Source organism: Colwellia demingiae (assembly GCF_007954275.1).
GTDB lineage: Bacteria > Pseudomonadota > Gammaproteobacteria > Enterobacterales > Alteromonadaceae > Colwellia > Colwellia demingiae.
In genome coordinates, this window is sequence record NZ_VOLT01000009.1 from 112,250 (window position 1) to 128,181 (window position 15,932).

13 protein-coding genes are annotated in these 15,932 nt (G+C 36.3%); 9 read left to right on the forward strand and 4 right to left on the reverse strand.

The annotated features are described in order from the left end of the window. Positions 1–196: 196 nt before the first annotated feature. Together ESZ36_RS16610 and ESZ36_RS16615 are read right to left on the reverse strand one after the other, a co-directional pair. Positions 197–1,735, reverse strand: a complete 1,539-nt coding sequence (locus tag ESZ36_RS16610; protein ID WP_146789926.1) for an arylsulfatase — start codon at positions 1,733–1,735, stop codon at positions 197–199. A 310-nt stretch (positions 1,736–2,045) separates the two neighbouring features. Beyond that, a complete protein-coding gene (locus ESZ36_RS16615) occupies positions 2,046–3,614 on the reverse strand; it encodes an arylsulfatase (protein ID WP_146789928.1) in 1,569 nt (522 codons plus the stop codon). 213 nt (positions 3,615–3,827) lie between these two features. On the opposite strand from ESZ36_RS16615, the gene ESZ36_RS16620 reads away from it, so the two are divergent. The 7 genes from ESZ36_RS16620 (at position 3,828) to ESZ36_RS16650 (ending at position 12,422) form a co-directional block, all read left to right on the forward strand. Then, complete coding sequence (locus tag ESZ36_RS16620; protein ID WP_146789930.1) at positions 3,828–4,811, forward strand: helix-turn-helix domain-containing protein; 984 nt, start codon at positions 3,828–3,830, stop codon at positions 4,809–4,811. Between the two features lie 184 nt (positions 4,812–4,995). Then, entirely contained in the window at positions 4,996–6,711 is a 1,716-nt protein-coding gene (locus ESZ36_RS16625; RefSeq protein WP_146789932.1) for an alkaline phosphatase family protein, read from the forward strand. Between the two features lie 381 nt (positions 6,712–7,092). After that, a complete protein-coding gene (locus ESZ36_RS16630) occupies positions 7,093–8,901 on the forward strand; it encodes an ABCB family ABC transporter ATP-binding protein/permease (RefSeq protein ID WP_146789934.1) in 1,809 nt (602 codons plus the stop codon). 57 nt (positions 8,902–8,958) lie between these two features. Then, a complete protein-coding gene (locus tag ESZ36_RS16635) occupies positions 8,959–9,531 on the forward strand; it encodes a DUF1415 domain-containing protein (RefSeq protein ID WP_146789936.1) in 573 nt (190 codons plus the stop codon). 338 nt (positions 9,532–9,869) lie between these two features. After that, on the forward strand, positions 9,870–10,556 hold the full coding sequence (locus ESZ36_RS16640; RefSeq protein WP_146789938.1) for a LysE family translocator: 687 nt from the start codon (positions 9,870–9,872) through the stop codon (positions 10,554–10,556). Positions 10,557–10,649: 93 nt separating this feature from the next. Then, complete coding sequence (locus tag ESZ36_RS16645) at positions 10,650–11,516, forward strand: YciC family protein (RefSeq protein WP_170235868.1); 867 nt, start codon at positions 10,650–10,652, stop codon at positions 11,514–11,516. A 24-nt stretch (positions 11,517–11,540) separates the two neighbouring features. Beyond that, positions 11,541–12,422, forward strand: coding sequence for a glucosaminidase domain-containing protein (locus tag ESZ36_RS16650; protein ID WP_146789940.1), 882 nt, complete (start codon positions 11,541–11,543; stop codon positions 12,420–12,422). Between the two features lie 181 nt (positions 12,423–12,603). Here ESZ36_RS16650 and ttcA read toward each other — a convergent pair whose 3' ends face one another. Beyond that, complete coding sequence (ttcA, locus tag ESZ36_RS16655; protein WP_146789942.1) at positions 12,604–13,548, reverse strand: tRNA 2-thiocytidine(32) synthetase TtcA; 945 nt, start codon at positions 13,546–13,548, stop codon at positions 12,604–12,606. Positions 13,549–13,744: 196 nt separating this feature from the next. Further along, positions 13,745–14,074 (reverse strand): DUF3135 domain-containing protein, encoded by a 330-nt coding sequence (locus ESZ36_RS16660; protein ID WP_170235869.1) that lies wholly within the window; start codon positions 14,072–14,074, stop codon positions 13,745–13,747. Between the two features lie 354 nt (positions 14,075–14,428). Here ESZ36_RS16660 and ESZ36_RS16665 point away from each other — a divergent pair, with 354 nt between their 5' ends. Both ESZ36_RS16665 and ESZ36_RS16670 read left to right on the forward strand, forming a co-directional pair. Then, positions 14,429–15,118, forward strand: a complete 690-nt coding sequence (locus ESZ36_RS16665; RefSeq protein ID WP_146789946.1) for a hypothetical protein — start codon at positions 14,429–14,431, stop codon at positions 15,116–15,118. Between the two features lie 446 nt (positions 15,119–15,564). Beyond that, on the forward strand, positions 15,565–15,927 hold the full coding sequence (locus ESZ36_RS16670) for an RNA-binding S4 domain-containing protein (protein ID WP_146789948.1): 363 nt from the start codon (positions 15,565–15,567) through the stop codon (positions 15,925–15,927). Positions 15,928–15,932 lie beyond the last annotated feature (5 nt).

A 15,932-nucleotide genomic window follows, 5' to 3' on the forward strand; every position in this document is an offset into this window, starting at 1 on the left:
GAGCAATATGCGAATTAGTATCATTTCTAATATTACACAAATTTTTTGATAAATCTATTGTTAATGAGAGAGGTTTTTTATCCGTAGTAGTTGTTTTTATTATTGTTTGTTGAATTTTTTATATAAAAACAAAAAGTAATTTTAAACATATAAAAGCCCAACAAAAGTTGGGCTTTAAGTATAGATAAAGAGTGTGTTATTTACCTTCAGATTTTTTCAAAAAAGTATCATATACCACTTCAACTGACCAAGAACCAGTAGGTTGGCTAGGTGGATAGTCTTTAAAGGTTGATAAAAACTTAGCTGTTTCTGATAAACCTAAATAGATATAAGGCGCTTTATCGATCATCCAATCGTAATAAGAATTAGAATTTTCTTCAGCTCTACTCCATGGGTCACGACGTAAATTTAGGATTTTAGGCATTCTTAACATAGTGAAAGGTTCAGTCCAAAGTGCCAAGGTTTTACCACGGTTTTCCGCATAAACCATTTTCCAATCACCAACACGAATGGCAACAGGGAAACCTTCATCATTTAAATAATGATAAATGTTACGTGGGCTTTTTTCTGTTTTACCCGTAAGGTGGGGTAACATATTATAGCCATCAAGATGAATTTTTGATTGCTTATTACCAAAACGACGTTTGCCTTTAAGCATGTCTTCTTTAAGTTTAGTATCACCGGCAGCGGCAGCTAAAGTTGGCATCCAATCTAAATGAGCCATCATTTCGTTTGAAATTTCACCCGCTTTAATTTTACCCGGCCAGCGCACCATCATAGGAACACGGTAAGCTCCTTCTTTTTCGCTATTTTTTTCACCATCAAACGGAGTAATACCGGCGTCTGGCCAAGTATTGTAATGCACGCCATTATCGGTAGAGTACATGACAATGGTACTGTCAGTAATTTTCAACTTATCCAGTTGATCTAACATCAAACCAACATGATTATCGTGAGCGACCATCACATCGTTATAGAATCCTTGACCTGAAAGACCCACATGCTTAGGGTTGATATGTGTTCTAAAGTGCATGCCTGCGGTATTAACCCAAACAAAGAAAGGCTTTTTAGCTTTCACTGCTTTATCGACGAATTTCATGGCTGCAGCGACAAATTCATCATCAGCGGTTTCCATGCGATTTTTAGTTAAAGGGCCGGTATCTTCAATTTTACCATATGCATAAGAGTGAATAACACCTCGTGGTCCAAATTTCTTCTTAAAAGCAGGATCTTTAGGGTAATCTGGATCTTCTGGCTCTTCTTCTGCATTTAAATGGTAAAGGTTACCAAAAAACTCATCAAAACCATGGTTAGAGGGTAAATGTTCATCTTTGTCACCTAAGTGGTTTTTACCAAATTGACCTGTGGTATATCCTTTGGCTTTTAACATCTCTGCAATGGTAATGTCTCTATCTTGAATGCCTTCTTTAGCGCCGGGTAAACCAACTTTTGTCATACCGGTACGTAAACCTGATTGTCCAGTGATAAAGGTTGAACGACCAGCGGTACAGCTTTGATCTGCATAATAATCGGTGAACATCATGCCTTCTTTAGCTATGCGATCGATGTTAGGCGTTTTAAACCCCATTATACCGTGGCTGTAGGCACTGATGTTTGTACGTCCTATATCATCGCCCCAGAAAAATAAAATATTTGGCTTTTCCGCTGCTGTTGCGGATGCAGTCGCTATTAAGCTTGCACCCATCATCAGCATTTTTAATTTATTTTTAATCATTTTGTCTTCCTTTTGGTCACCAAAGAAACATGTGATTTTTAATCTGCAAAAATAACAATGTCCGTATAAATTAGTAGAATTACGTTATTAATATGATGTTATTTCATAATAAATGCAATAATTTAACAGTAACTTATACGTAGTATTTAGTTATTTAGTTATTTAGTTATTTAGTTCACTTGATTTAATAATATGTGTAATGTGAATTTATGTTGTTTTTTATTGTTTATTACAATAGTTATTGAAAATAAAAAAGCCCAATAATTATTGGGCTTTAGCCATTATTGACAAAACGTTAAGAAAATCGCAATTATCGGTTAGGACTTATTTGTTGTATTTTTTTAAGTGCAGCTTGAGTTCTAATACTTTTATAACCAATGCTACTAGCACTTAAACTACTACCTTCTTGGAAAGGAAATTTATCTATAGTTGCCATGAATTCTGCAACTTGTTGTTGAGCAGGGACGAATAACCACATGTTATCTGCATACCAACGTAAGTACATTCCAGACTCTTGTGCAGCCGTTTCAAAAGGGTCAGCATGTAAGTTGGTAATGGTTGGCCATGCAGGAACTTTACGATATGCCGTGCTGATACCACCTTCTTCTTCTGCAAAGGCAATTTTCCATTCATTCCAACGTACAGCATTTAAGTCACCTGCAGCATTGAAGTACAACTTACTCGTACGTGGAGAAGCTTTTTCTTGGCCTTTAAAGAAAGGTAAGAAGTTATGACCATCCGCATGGATTTTCCATGTTGTACCGTTAGCTTTATAACCTTTTTTAAGTTTGTTAACTAAATTTGGCTCTCCTGCTGCAGCTAATAACGTAGGCATCCAATCTTCATGAGACATTAAGTTGTTGAATCGACTACCGGCTTTAATAGTACCAGGCCAGCGAACGAGTTGTGGTACACGCATACCGCCTTCTGTTGTCGTTCCTTTTTCGCCTCTAAAAGGTGATGAACCACCATCAGGCCAAGTAAACTTTTCTGCGCCATTATCGGTAGAATAGATAACGATTGTATTGTCAGCAATTTTTAATTCATCTAATTTATCGAGTAAAATACCTACTTGATCATCATGCTCTAACATACCATCAGCAGTTATACCTACGCCTGATTTACCTCGATATTTTTCTTGTAAGCGTGTCCATACATGCATACGGGTAGCACTATGCCAAATAAAGAAAGGCTTTTTAGCTTTGTGTGCTTTATCAATAAACTTCAAAGTACCAGCGATAAATTCTTCATCAGCTGTTTCCATGCGTTTACGTGTTAGAGAACCCGTATTTTCAATTTTTCCATCAGCAAATGAATGGATAACACCACGAGGACCATATTTTTTATGGAATTCTTTATCTTTAGGATAATAATAAGTTTCAGGCTCTTCTTCAGCATTCAAATGATATAAATTACCAAAAAATTCATCAAAACCATGGTTAGTCGGTAAATGTTTGTCTTGATCGCCTAAATGGTTTTTACCAAACTGTGCAGTCATGTAGCCTTTTTCTTTTAACAAATCGGCAATGGTAGGAGTCCAATCAGGGATACCATGTGTTGAACCAGGCATACCGATAGTCAATAAACCTGTTCTAAAAGGTTCTTGACCAAGAATGAATGAAGCACGACCTGCTGTACAACTTTGTTGTGCGTAATGATGCGTGAACAAAGCACCTTCATTTGCAATACGGTCAATGTTTGGTGTTTCATATCCCATCATGCCTTGATTGTAAGCACTAAGGTTGTAATAACCAATATCGTCACCCCAAATAGCGAGTACATTAGGTTTAGCTTTGTTGGTTGTTGCTGCTGCACTAGTGGCAATAGCAAGTACACCTATGCCTAGTGCGAATTTCTTAAGCCGATTATTTATTTCCATATTATTCCCTTTATTTACAGTAAAAATTTTAATTATTATGGTGAAAAACTTAGTAACGCTGTATCGCCACTTAATTAATGCGACCTCGCTTAGTTATTGCTACATTATATTAACTCGGTTAACATTTAAGTATGCAATTTCCGAAAGGATTTAGTTATAGTTAGTACGATAAATCAACTTGATGGTTTATAGAAAAAGGACTTTTGATAAGCAATGGATCTTCCAAACAACATTCACAGTAATAACAAAGTAAGAGGTATGTCGACCTCTGATATTGATGAGTTGGCTCAATTTCAAGTGAACAAGAATCGTCGCTATACCCAGTTGCATACAGGGCAATTACAAGGTGATTATCTAGAGATCAATTTAGGGAAATTACAGGTCTTTCGTGAAAACCTAAATGTAGGAGCATTAATAGAAGCAACGCCTGCGAATAATTTTGTTCCTTTTGCTGCATTGCTTTCAAACAGAGATGATTCAACGTTTTGTGGTAAACACATCGAACAAAACGCTATTCTCCAAGCCACGGGTGGCGATTGGGATGTCAACTTTAAAAACCATTTAAATGTGATCGCAGCCGTCTTTGATAGAGACACATTTGTGCGTGATATTCATTTGCTGACGGGTCAAGAAATCCCAAGTGACTGGCTAGTGAGTAAAGCCTGCCTGACAGAGCCTCTTGCATTAACTCAATATGCGACAGGGGTAAATAATATTATTAATCTAATACAAGTAAAACCAGAGGTGATAAAAACCGAAAATTCATTACGGATGATAAATGATACTATTTTAAGGCTGGTATTTAATGTTCTTAAAGTCACAACGCCTTGTAATGAAAAGCGTGTTAATCAATCAAAACGTAGACAAGGTGTTCGTCATGTCATGGATTACTTGCACCAATACGGACAGAACATACCAACAATTCCTGAATTGTGTAAAGTCGCCAAATTAAGTGAACGAAATCTTCAATACGGCTTTAAAGAATACTTAGGGGTAACACCTATACGTTACTTAAGATTATTACGCCTAAATGGTGTCAGGCGAGATTTATTAGTTAATCACGGTAAAAAAGATAAAATAGTCGATGTGGCACTCGATTGGGGATTTATAGAATTAGGTCGCTTCGCAAGTGAATACCGCCAACTTTTTCAAGAATTACCCTCCGCAACACTTAAAAAGCTTAATCTAGAAAATTAACAGATAAGCTGTTATCTATTACCCATTAATAGGGTTCGATATACTTTTATTTTCAACACCATACAGTCTTACGGAAATTGCATATTATTCAATAGGGTGACGTGCTAACGTAAGTTTCATCTACACAACATTCATACTAAAACTTTGTAATTGTTAACTTATAGACGATAAAGGATTATTAAAAATGATAACAGTAAAGACAAAAAATAAAACTCATCTTGGGCTTTTATTACCCGCATTAGCCCTCTTGGGCAGTAATTATGCATTCGCACAAACGGATAAACCTAAACTCATTTTACAAATTACCGTGGATCAACTGCGCGGCGATATGCCAACCGCCTATTTAGATAAAATGGGAAAAGGCGGCTTTAGATATCTGCTCGATGAAGGTGTAGTCTATAAAGATGCTCATCATAATCATGCTAATACTGAAACTATCGTTGGTCATGCAACACTGGCTACCGGTGCATTGCCAGCGGTACATGGCATGATAGGCAATGTCTGGTTTGATGATAAATTGCAACGGTTAGTTTATAACGTTGAAGATGCTAATTACCCATTGTTATCAGCAGATGCAGGGGTTAATCAAAAAACAGAAATTGATCCCACTCAACGCACTGCAAAATCTTCAGGTCGTTCACCGAATAATATCCAAGTCTCTACATTTAGTGATGAGTTAAAGATTGCCTCAAATGGTAAAGCTAAAGTCTTTGGCGTATCAGTAAAGGACCGAGGTGCTATATCCATGGCAGGACATATGGGCAAGGCTTTTTGGTTCTCTAAAAAATCAGGGGAATTTGTTACCAGTGAATATTACTATGACAAATATCCTGAATGGGTATCAAATTGGAATGAAGCAAAACCCACTAAGAAATATCATCAAAAAACGTGGCAGTTAAGCCAACCTCAAGCTAAGTATGTCTTTGCAAAACAAGATGATCAAGCATGGGAAACTAAATTCCCTGGTTTTGGCCGCACTTTCCCACATCAGTACGGCGATATGAGTAATGATTATTTCAATACTTTTTTGACCTTAAGCCCTGCAGGAGATGAGCTGACGTTAGACTTTGCTAAAGCAGTGGTTAATAACGAACAGCTGGGTCAGGACGAGGTTACTGACTATTTATCAGTAAGCTTCTCATCAACAGATTATGTTAGTCATATTTTTGGCCCTTCAAGTTTAGAAGCTGAAGATAATATGCTGAGGTTAGACCGAACGTTAGCCAAGTTGCTGATATTTATTGATAAAAAAGTGGGTTTAGAGAATACCCTTATCGTGTTATCTGCCGATCATGGTGCAGCTGAAGTGCCGGCTTATTTATCGTCATTAGGCATGAAAACTGATGTGGTTGCTCCTAAAGAGTGGGATAAAGCACCGAGTATGAAAGCCCTAAAGAAACAGTTTGGCTTCGATACTGCGCTAATTAAAAGTTACTTTCATCCTTACATATACCTTGATCGAGATTTAATTGCTGAACGTAAACTGTCACTTGAGCAAGTTCAAAAAGCCGTAGCTATGGAAGTTTCAAAATTTGATGGTGTTGCGCTTGCTGTAACAAGTAGCGATATAGAAATAGGTAATACCCCGCAAGACTACCTACATACCTTAGTGGTTAATAATCACAGTAAAAATCGTTCTGGCGATGTCTATGTTGTGCTTGAGGCTCATCGTTTTGTTGCTGATATGGAAGGTTTAACTGTTGCGGCGACTCACGGCTCACCTTGGGGATACGATACTTTTGTACCTCTAATTTTTGCAGGATTTAATATTGATGATGATAAGGTCTATAAACGAGTGAGTACCACCGATATTGCAGTAACGTTATCAGCAGTACTAGGTATTAAAGCACCATCAGGCGCCCAAGGGCAGATACTTGAAAAGGTACTTGATACAGATTAAGGCTTTATATTTCACTCAATAACACGATCCACTAGTATATGACCTACGAGATCTAGACATAACAAGGTATATACCCTAAGAATAAGCAGTAATAACTTAGCCGTTATTCTGCTTATTTTTCTTTAAGCAGCAGTGATGTTTTTTGCTAAAAGTACAGCCGCTAAGTCTTTAAAAGTATTGCTGGGTCAAGCCCATAATTGAATGCTAATAATTAAACACCGATTAACCACCAATTTATTAATACAGAACGACAAAGATTTATTTACAATGTTAATTGAATTTTAAGGAAAAATAGATAAATAAAACAAACTATTTATTATAATTATTAGGCTAAATTCACTTTCTAATTTAAAATTAAATTTTTACCGCTAAAGAAATGCCATGCGCCGCTCTAGTTATCCCGATCAAGAAGTCAGTTCCATCAACTGGCAAGCATTCAAACTTATTTTACCTTACCTATTCGAGTATAAAAAACGTATTGCGTTTGCTATGTCATGTTTAGTTTTTACTAAAATAGCCAGTGTTTACCTGCCTTTCATATTAAAAGACATTGTTGATACCTTAGATGCTAACACTACAGGCGCCGAGTCTGCTTTAATTATTGTTCCATTAGGTTTAGTGGCCGCATATGGTTTAGTACGGCTGTCGATCGTAGTTTTTGCTGAAATAAGAGATACGCTATTTGGTCGAGTTACTGAAAGGGCTATAAGGCGCATTGGGTTAAAAGTTTTTCGTCATTTACATTCCCTTGATTTAGATTTTCACCTTAATAGACAAACGGGAGGATTGTCTCGCGATATTGACCGAGGCACTTCGGGCATCAATTTTTTAATGCGTTTTATGGTCTTTAACATTGTCCCCACTTTGCTTGAAATAGTGATGGTGGTGACTATTTTATTTGTGAAATACGGCATATGGTATGCGGTTATAACGCTTTCCTCCATTTTGACCTATATAGCTTATTCCGTTTTTGCCACCGAGTTGCGCACACGCTACGTCCGAGCAGCCAACATAGCAGATTCATCAAGTAATACTCGGGCCATTGATAGTTTACTAAACTACGAAACCGTTAAATATTTCACCAATGAAGAATTTGAAGCGCAAGCTTATGACCAACAGCTGTCAACGTGGGAACAGGCAAAAATTAAAAATCGTTTATCGTTATTTGCTTTAAATGGTGGACAAGCACTCATTATAGCCGCAGCTATGACTGCCATGCTGGCGCTTGCCGCGAGTGACGTCGCTGCAGATGTTATGACTCTTGGAGACTTTGTTCTGATAAATGCCTTTATGATGCAGTTATTTATGCCGCTTAACTTTTTAGGCTTTGTTTATCGAGAAATAAAAGGCTCGCTGGCAAATATTGAAAACCTATTTGGCTTATTAGCTAAAGCACCTAAGGTACAAGATGTTCCTGACGCTGCGATATTAAATTTGGCAGAGCAGGGCAATAGTACGATTAATGAAGCCAGTATTGTTTTTAATAATATTACCTTTGCCTATAATGCCAAGCGTCCTATCATTAGAGGTATTTCATTTAATGTGAATGCGGGTGAAAAAGTTGCTGTGGTTGGACAAAGTGGCTCAGGTAAATCAACATTAGTAAAATTGTTATTTCGTTTTTACGATGTTGACTCAGGCAATATTAAGATTAACGGGCAAGATATCAGTCAAGTGAGCCAACAATCACTGCGAAGCCATATTGGTATTGTGCCCCAAGATACCGTGCTTTTTAACGACACTTTATTTAATAATGTACAGTACGGTTGTCCAACGGCCAGTGAAGATGAAGTTTTAAAAGCTATTGACTTAGCACATTTATCTGAATTTATTACCAGTTTACCTGATGGTTTAGAAACCGTAGTGGGAGAGCGGGGATTAAAACTTTCAGGTGGTGAAAAACAACGCGTTGCTATTGCCCGTACGATCTTAAAGAATCCACAAGTTTTGGTCTTTGATGAAGCAACATCATCGCTCGATAGCCACTCAGAACAAGCTATCTTAACGGCAATAAATGAAGTGACTAAAAGTAGAACTAGCCTTGTCATCGCGCATCGTCTATCAACCATCATTGATAGTGACAATATTATTGTGATGAATCATGGTGAAATAGTTGAGCAGGGTAATCATCAGCAATTACTAGCCCTTGAAGGGCAATACAGCAAAATGTGGCAGCTACAACAATCTTAGATTTGGCAAGTTATTAAAATGCATAACAACAAACAGTAATTTTAGAGTAAGAAAGTTATGAATAAAGACATAGAGCAATCATCAGCGGAAGTTGATGCAACTAAACAATGGTTAGATGAAATTATAATAGGACTCAATTTTTGTCCTTTTGCGAAAAAAGAATTTGTTAATAACACCATTTGTTATCATAAATCTGACGCTGAACAAGTTAAACCTGCTTTGCAAACCTTGATAAAACAATGCCATTATTTACAAGAACATGATGAGATTGAAACAACCTTGATCATCTTTGCTGAAGGATTTAGACGTTTCGAACGCTATCTCGACTTAGTCGATTATGCCAATGACTTGCTGATTGAGTCAGAGTTTGAAGGCATATTTCAGTTAGCAACTATGCATCCTGAATATTGTTTTGCGGACGATGATTTCGATGATGCTAGTAACTTTACCAATCGTTCTCCTTACCCAATGCTGCATATAATCCGCGAGGCAAGTATGGCAAGAGTATTAGCTATATATAAAGATCCTGAAAAAATACCTGAACAAAATGTAGCATTAGCGGAGCAAAAAGGTAGTAACTATTTTAAAGACATTTTAAAGGGAATTCACCAAGCTCATCCACAAAAATAGCGTTGTGGTAAACATTAATTAGAGATAACCAATCAATACGCTAAATTACGTTTTGTTAACGCTATTGGTTGGTTGAAACTTATACACTGTTTGTTCGTTATTTAACATGTATAGGTTAGCGTATGAAAACTAGTTACCACGGCAAAGAATATAGCTTTAATTGCTTTGAAGATCTTTGGGCGTTTTACCGCGTCATTCTAGTACAACAATCTATACAACGAATAGCGATCAGTAGCTAATTGCTTACACTGTAGGCATAGCGTTTTAGCTGACTAAGGTCGCTTTATTTAAATTCTGAGGTAAAATGACGCACTTTTCATAAATACTCATATTGAACTATGCCCGTTTTAGAACAATTCTTACTTATCGCTATGGTCCACTTTTTTGCTGTCGCAAGTCCTGGTCCTGACTTTGCACTTATCTTAAAACAAAGTATCCGATATAACAGACGCATTGCTATTTATACTAGCTTCGGCATCGCGGCTGGCATTATTGTACACGTTACTTATTCCTTGGTTGGTATCGGCCTGCTAATTGCCAGTGATGAGCGTTTATTTACGGCATTAAAATATATTGCTGCTAGCTATTTTTGTTATATAGCGTGGCACTGCTTTAAGTCTAAAAAACCTGATAATGAGTCATTAACTCTTGGCAGCGAAGGTTCTGATAATAATTCGTTAACGCAGAATGATATACCTAAAGCTGATACGACAGTCGATAACCCATCGGCTAAAAAAGCATTTTTTAGTGGTTTTTTAATCAACGCCTTAAATGTTAAAGCAACATTATTCTTCGTGAGCTTATTCTCTGTGGTGATAGCACCCGAAACACTATTGAGTATCAAAATTGCTTATGGTGCTTATTTAGTCGCAGCAACAGCGGCATGGTTTTGTTTTCTATCTTATATGTTAACTCAAGAGAGAGTACGCTACGTTTTACAGCGTAAAGGCTATATTTTAGATCGTGTTATGGGTTTAATCTTATTGTTATTAGCGATTCAACTGGTGTTAAGTGATCTTAATTAACCGTTATTTATTCTTCAGCTCACCTTTGCTCACTTTGTCAAGTTGCTGTTAAATTGAGCTGTGAGCAATCTGTTCTCATTTCCAGTATAATAGATGACAAATGTAGTATTGATGAATTTAAAAGGGTTAGCTTTGCCAGAAGAAAATATAACTGTGTCCATTGGTGGTAGTGTTGAGCGTGCTGTAAAAGGTGAGTACTCAATTAATGTTAAAGCTATTTTAACCGAAGCGTGGCAGCATACATTGCAGTCGAGAATGTATATCAATATAGCACTGCTTTTAGTAACAGTGTTCGGTATGATAGTGTCGTTTATTACGAGTAGTTTTTTTGGTGGTATTGAGCGTGTTATCGAAGACCCTCAGTTACTGCAACTGATCAATGTCATTGTGACTATTGCTGTATGGCCTTTTATGGCTGGCATAGAAATGATGGGTGTTTACCATGCAGTGAACAAGCCAACAAAAAGTAAAATGGTACTCTCATTCTTACATCGTGGAAGTTGGGTTGCACTATGTGCGCTACTAACCTCTCTATTGATTAGTATCGGTTTTCAATTGTTAATTATACCAGGTGTGTTATTAGCAGTACTGTTGTCACTAACGATACCTTTAGTGGTAGAAAAAAATCTAACTCCAGTACAAGCTATTGCATTATCTGTTAAAGCATTACGCTTTAAAATAATGCCATTATTAGCTATTTATTCTGTATTGTTTTTGGCTTTAATTTCGTTAGCTTTTCCTATCGCTTTATTGATCGAGTCAAGTTTGGCACCACTTGCTGTTATGGTGTTTTTATTTGGTCTTTCTTATTTAGCACCTTGGTATTACAACATTAAAGGTGTTTTATATCGTGAAATATTTGGTATTTATTCTGAGGTAAAAAGCACTGATACAGCATTAAGTCATTCCACGAATAAAGACTCTGATCACAATGGCTCAGATGATACTTTTTCTGCCTAATATTATCATAAATAAGGAGTTTTTATGAAAACTATGTTATTCGTTCGTTTTTTCGTATGTCTTGCGTTAGTTATTGCGATAGTAGCGCCTTTTACTTTTTTAGTGCCTAAGCCATTAATGACTATCGTAGATGTCGATGTTGAACCTGCCACTGTTAAGGTTGTCGTTCAGGTTGTTGAAAAAGTGAAAGTAATAGAAAAACCATTACATAAGGTAAATTTACCTGATTTTGCCGCTATTTATGATATTCCAACAAAAAAACGTCAATTCTTTGGTTTTGTTCGTCCAGCAATAGAAGCGAAGAATAATCAATTAGCTGAGGATAGATCGAAACTAGAGCATTGGCATGAGCAGATCTCACTTGGTTTAGGGCTGACTATAGAAGAACAAACGTCACTGCAAACCCTTATCAAGGCTTATCGTATTAATAAAGAAGCTTCAACCTTACAGCAAATTAATGACTTGTTGATACGTGTTGATATTATCCCTACTTCATTGGTGTTGGTACAGGCTGCTAATGAGTCTGCTTGGGGAACATCACGTTTTGCCCGTATAGGTTTAAACTTCTTCGGTATTTGGTGTTATAGAACGGGCTGTGGCATGGTACCAGGGGGACGTAATACTGGAGCCAAGCATGAAGTTGCAGCATTTCAAAGTGTTGATGCTGCTGTTTCGGGGTATTTTAATAATATAAATAAGCATAATGCTTATCATGTATTTAGAACAATTCGTGCTGAATTAAGAGCGCAAGACCAGGCACTTGATGCTGAAATTTTAGCAACTGGCTTGTTACCTTACTCTGAGCGTGGTGTGCAGTACGTGTTAGATATAACTGACATGTTAAGACATAACCAACGTTACTTTGTTAAGCTAAACAGTCAGCAACAGACTGCTTCATCAGATTAATAATTTAAGTTTATTAGCTAAATAACTATTCAAACGTTAGTTAAGTTGTTTAGTTAAGTTGTTTAGTTAAGTAAGTTAGCATATAAAAAAACGGCCAATGTTATTAACATTGGCCATTTTTATTTGTGTACTAAAATCGGTTGATATTTAATTAGTAGACACTTAATCCATTTGCAATCAATTATTTAACTTCAATCACATTGAGTTGTTGGGCATCGTTAAGATGATTTTTAGGTGACAAGTCCTGTGGTGTTTCAATCGCTACTTCATCAAAGGCAGTATCACCACCGTTAATAATCCCCGAAGTGCTGTTAATGCTTTTAAAATCAAATAATTTACTGTCGCATAAATGTGAAGGAACAACGTTTTGCATTGCAGTAAACATAGATTCAATACGACCCGGAAATTGGTCATGCCAATCATTTAACATGCGTTTTATATTTTGTCTTTGCATATTGGGCTGAGAGCCACACAGGTTACATGGGATAATAGGAAAATGTTTTAATTCACTGTATTGAATAAGCTCACTTTCTTTGCAAAAGGCTAACGGGCGTATAACCACATGCTCACCATTATCTGAGACAAGTTTTGCTGGCATTGCCTTCATCTTACCGCCATAAAACATGTTCAACATTAGGGTTTCAATCATGTCATCACGATGATGGCCTAGCGCTATCTTAGTGGCACCAATCTTTTTAGCTGCTTTGTATAAAACAGCGCGACGTAGTCGAGAGCATAAGCTACAAGTCGTTTTACCTTCAGGAACTTTATCTTTGACAATATCGTAAGTGTTTTCTTCAACAATATGATACTCAATACCGAGTTTATCGAGATACTCGGGTAAAATATGCTCAGGAAAACCAGGTTGCTTTTGATCTAAATTAACCGCTATTAAGTCAAAATGAATGGGAGCCGATTCTTTTAATCGCATTAAAATGCTCAACATGGCATAGCTGTCTTTGCCACCAGACAAACAAACCATTACTTTATCGCCATCTTCAATCATATTGTATTGCGCAATGGCTTGACCAACATTACGCCTGAGTTTCTTTTCTAATTTTATAAATTGTGTTTTTTGGACCGATGTTAGTTGGGTCGTGGGTAACGTTAGCTGTTCTACTGTCATGTGGCTTACTTTATTGATTGAAATTAACGGCGGGAATTATAGCAGTTTGATAATACCAATTGTACTAATGAAGTGATCATTTTTAGATGGCCTAAATATCCAATGATATTGTTACTTTCAATCACAATAGTCAGTTATCACTCAATCAAGTATCTTACTCTTGAATATGTTTAAACACATTTTACAGAGTGGGATGTCATTCTCTATCCGTTAAATAGATAACATTAGAGTCTTTTTTTGTATCGGACATAGGCTGATTTTTAGTAAAGTTTGCTAATGCTTTATTTAATTCAATAAAAGAATCATGCATCATTCGCGATATTCGAATACAAGAATCGACAGGGTTTTTGGCCAGTTTCCGTTGTACATCTATCTGAAATTGCAAACCTTGTAAACGTCGCCGTTGGCTTCCTGATGTTTGCTCGATGAGCGCGGCAATATTTTCTCTAAGAATAAATTCAAGTTTATCGGGGGAGTTTTCAGCTAATTCGCTTAGCGTTTCATGGTCGGGGAGGTGATTATTCATAGTGAATACCTCATAGGATCGCATCTAAGTAGTTACTATTTTGATCATCCGTAAAATACTTACAAAAATTAATTGTGCTCCTTGCAGTAAGTATAGGTCAATTATTACTAACCAAGCAAAGAGCACTACACGAAAAATCGCCCAATATCCTATACTAACAATATGAATTGATTAGTTTTGTATATTAATTTGTAAGTTGTTAGTCCAGTTATCGACCTAATTTAAGTACGAAAGTATGCCATTATGGAAGCTAAATATTTGAAATTCATGCACATGAATCAAAGACTAGCTTACTGTTAAAATATCCATTGCAGTACTGTCTACATAATGTACGGATATGTTTAAGGATAAATCATGAGACCAGATGAAGAATATGTTCTTGCGACCCTAGCATCTAAATTCGGTGGTAAATATATCGACGGCGAAGACCCGCCAGACGGTTATTTACTACTAAATAACCGGAGGATTGCCGTAGAAGTTACCAAACTGGTTGAGCACATCAACGAAAATGGAAAGCGGCGCTCAAGGTTGGCAGATGATGTGCCAATCTCAAATATTGTCGAACAGTTAAATGAAGAAATAGGCAACCTAATTCCTAAAAACCGATGGATTCATCTTGTTATTCCGAGCCCTATTAAGCGGATAAATGAATTTAAAAAAGAACTGACCCGAATCATTCTCAATATGATTGCTACCAAAACACATGAGGCAGTGATAGACATTTTAGGTTATGTGGTATCAATCAATTTATATAAGTGTAAACATCCACCAAAGAAAAAAGTGATTCAGTCAATAGCCACTAAATTCGCTTCAACAAACATTCAAGAAAACACTCAGTTTCTGTTAGAAAACAGGATCGTCATTAAGAATCAAAAATGTAACGCTACTGGTGATGCAGATGAATATTGGCTGGCACTGTTTAATACCTATTGCATGGCCGATGTTGATTCATATCGGGGAGCCTATGACGCTTTAAAATTAGAACATAATTTTAGTAAAATTTACCTAATTGACGGATACCGACGTGTTTATAAATTATACTGACGCCAAACTGAAATAAAAAATGGATCGAGAAATTCTAACTCTTCGCTCATTGGTATAATTTATAAGTATTCAGTGATGGTCTATTAGATATTTAATTATTTTAGAATAAGGGATTAGTGACTAATAACATGACTCTTACACACAAAAATCCTGCTTAATAAAAATGGCATTTCTATTTTATTAGGTGCAGGTAGGAGACTTATTTCAGGTGGAGTCATTATTCACGAAATAACTCAATAGTTTCAATTTATTATGAGGGGAAGGGAGTTTTTAGATCTATAACTCTTGGTTAAATTGAAGTGGAATAGTTAAATTTTTACGTATTCCTGCATAACGTATTTACCATCTACGCTAGCTCAGCATTATTAAGTACCCTTAATATAATTTCTCTTCAATATATGTTAGAATTTGACAATATTACTATTTAAAATTATTAGGCGTATTTCATGTCTGAACACTCAATTATCGACATTTGTGTTGAACCTATAGAACTTTATAAATTACTAAAAATATCCAATATTGTTGGTGGCGGCGAAGCTAAAACCATGATCAGTGAAGGTAATATTTTAGTAAATAATAAAGTTGAAGTTCAAAAGCGTAAAAAAATTCGCAACGGCGATATTATCGGATATAACGGTGAAACTTTTAAAGTCGCTTATAATCCCACCAAAAAATCAGCAGAGTTTATTAGTACAGTAGTTTCAGCGACTAAAAATTCAAAACATAAAAAAAGAGCTAAAAGTAAAGCACCAGTTAATACATCAGAATCTGTTACTGAACGCTCGAAAAGAAAGTCTAGTTCAGTTTAATTATT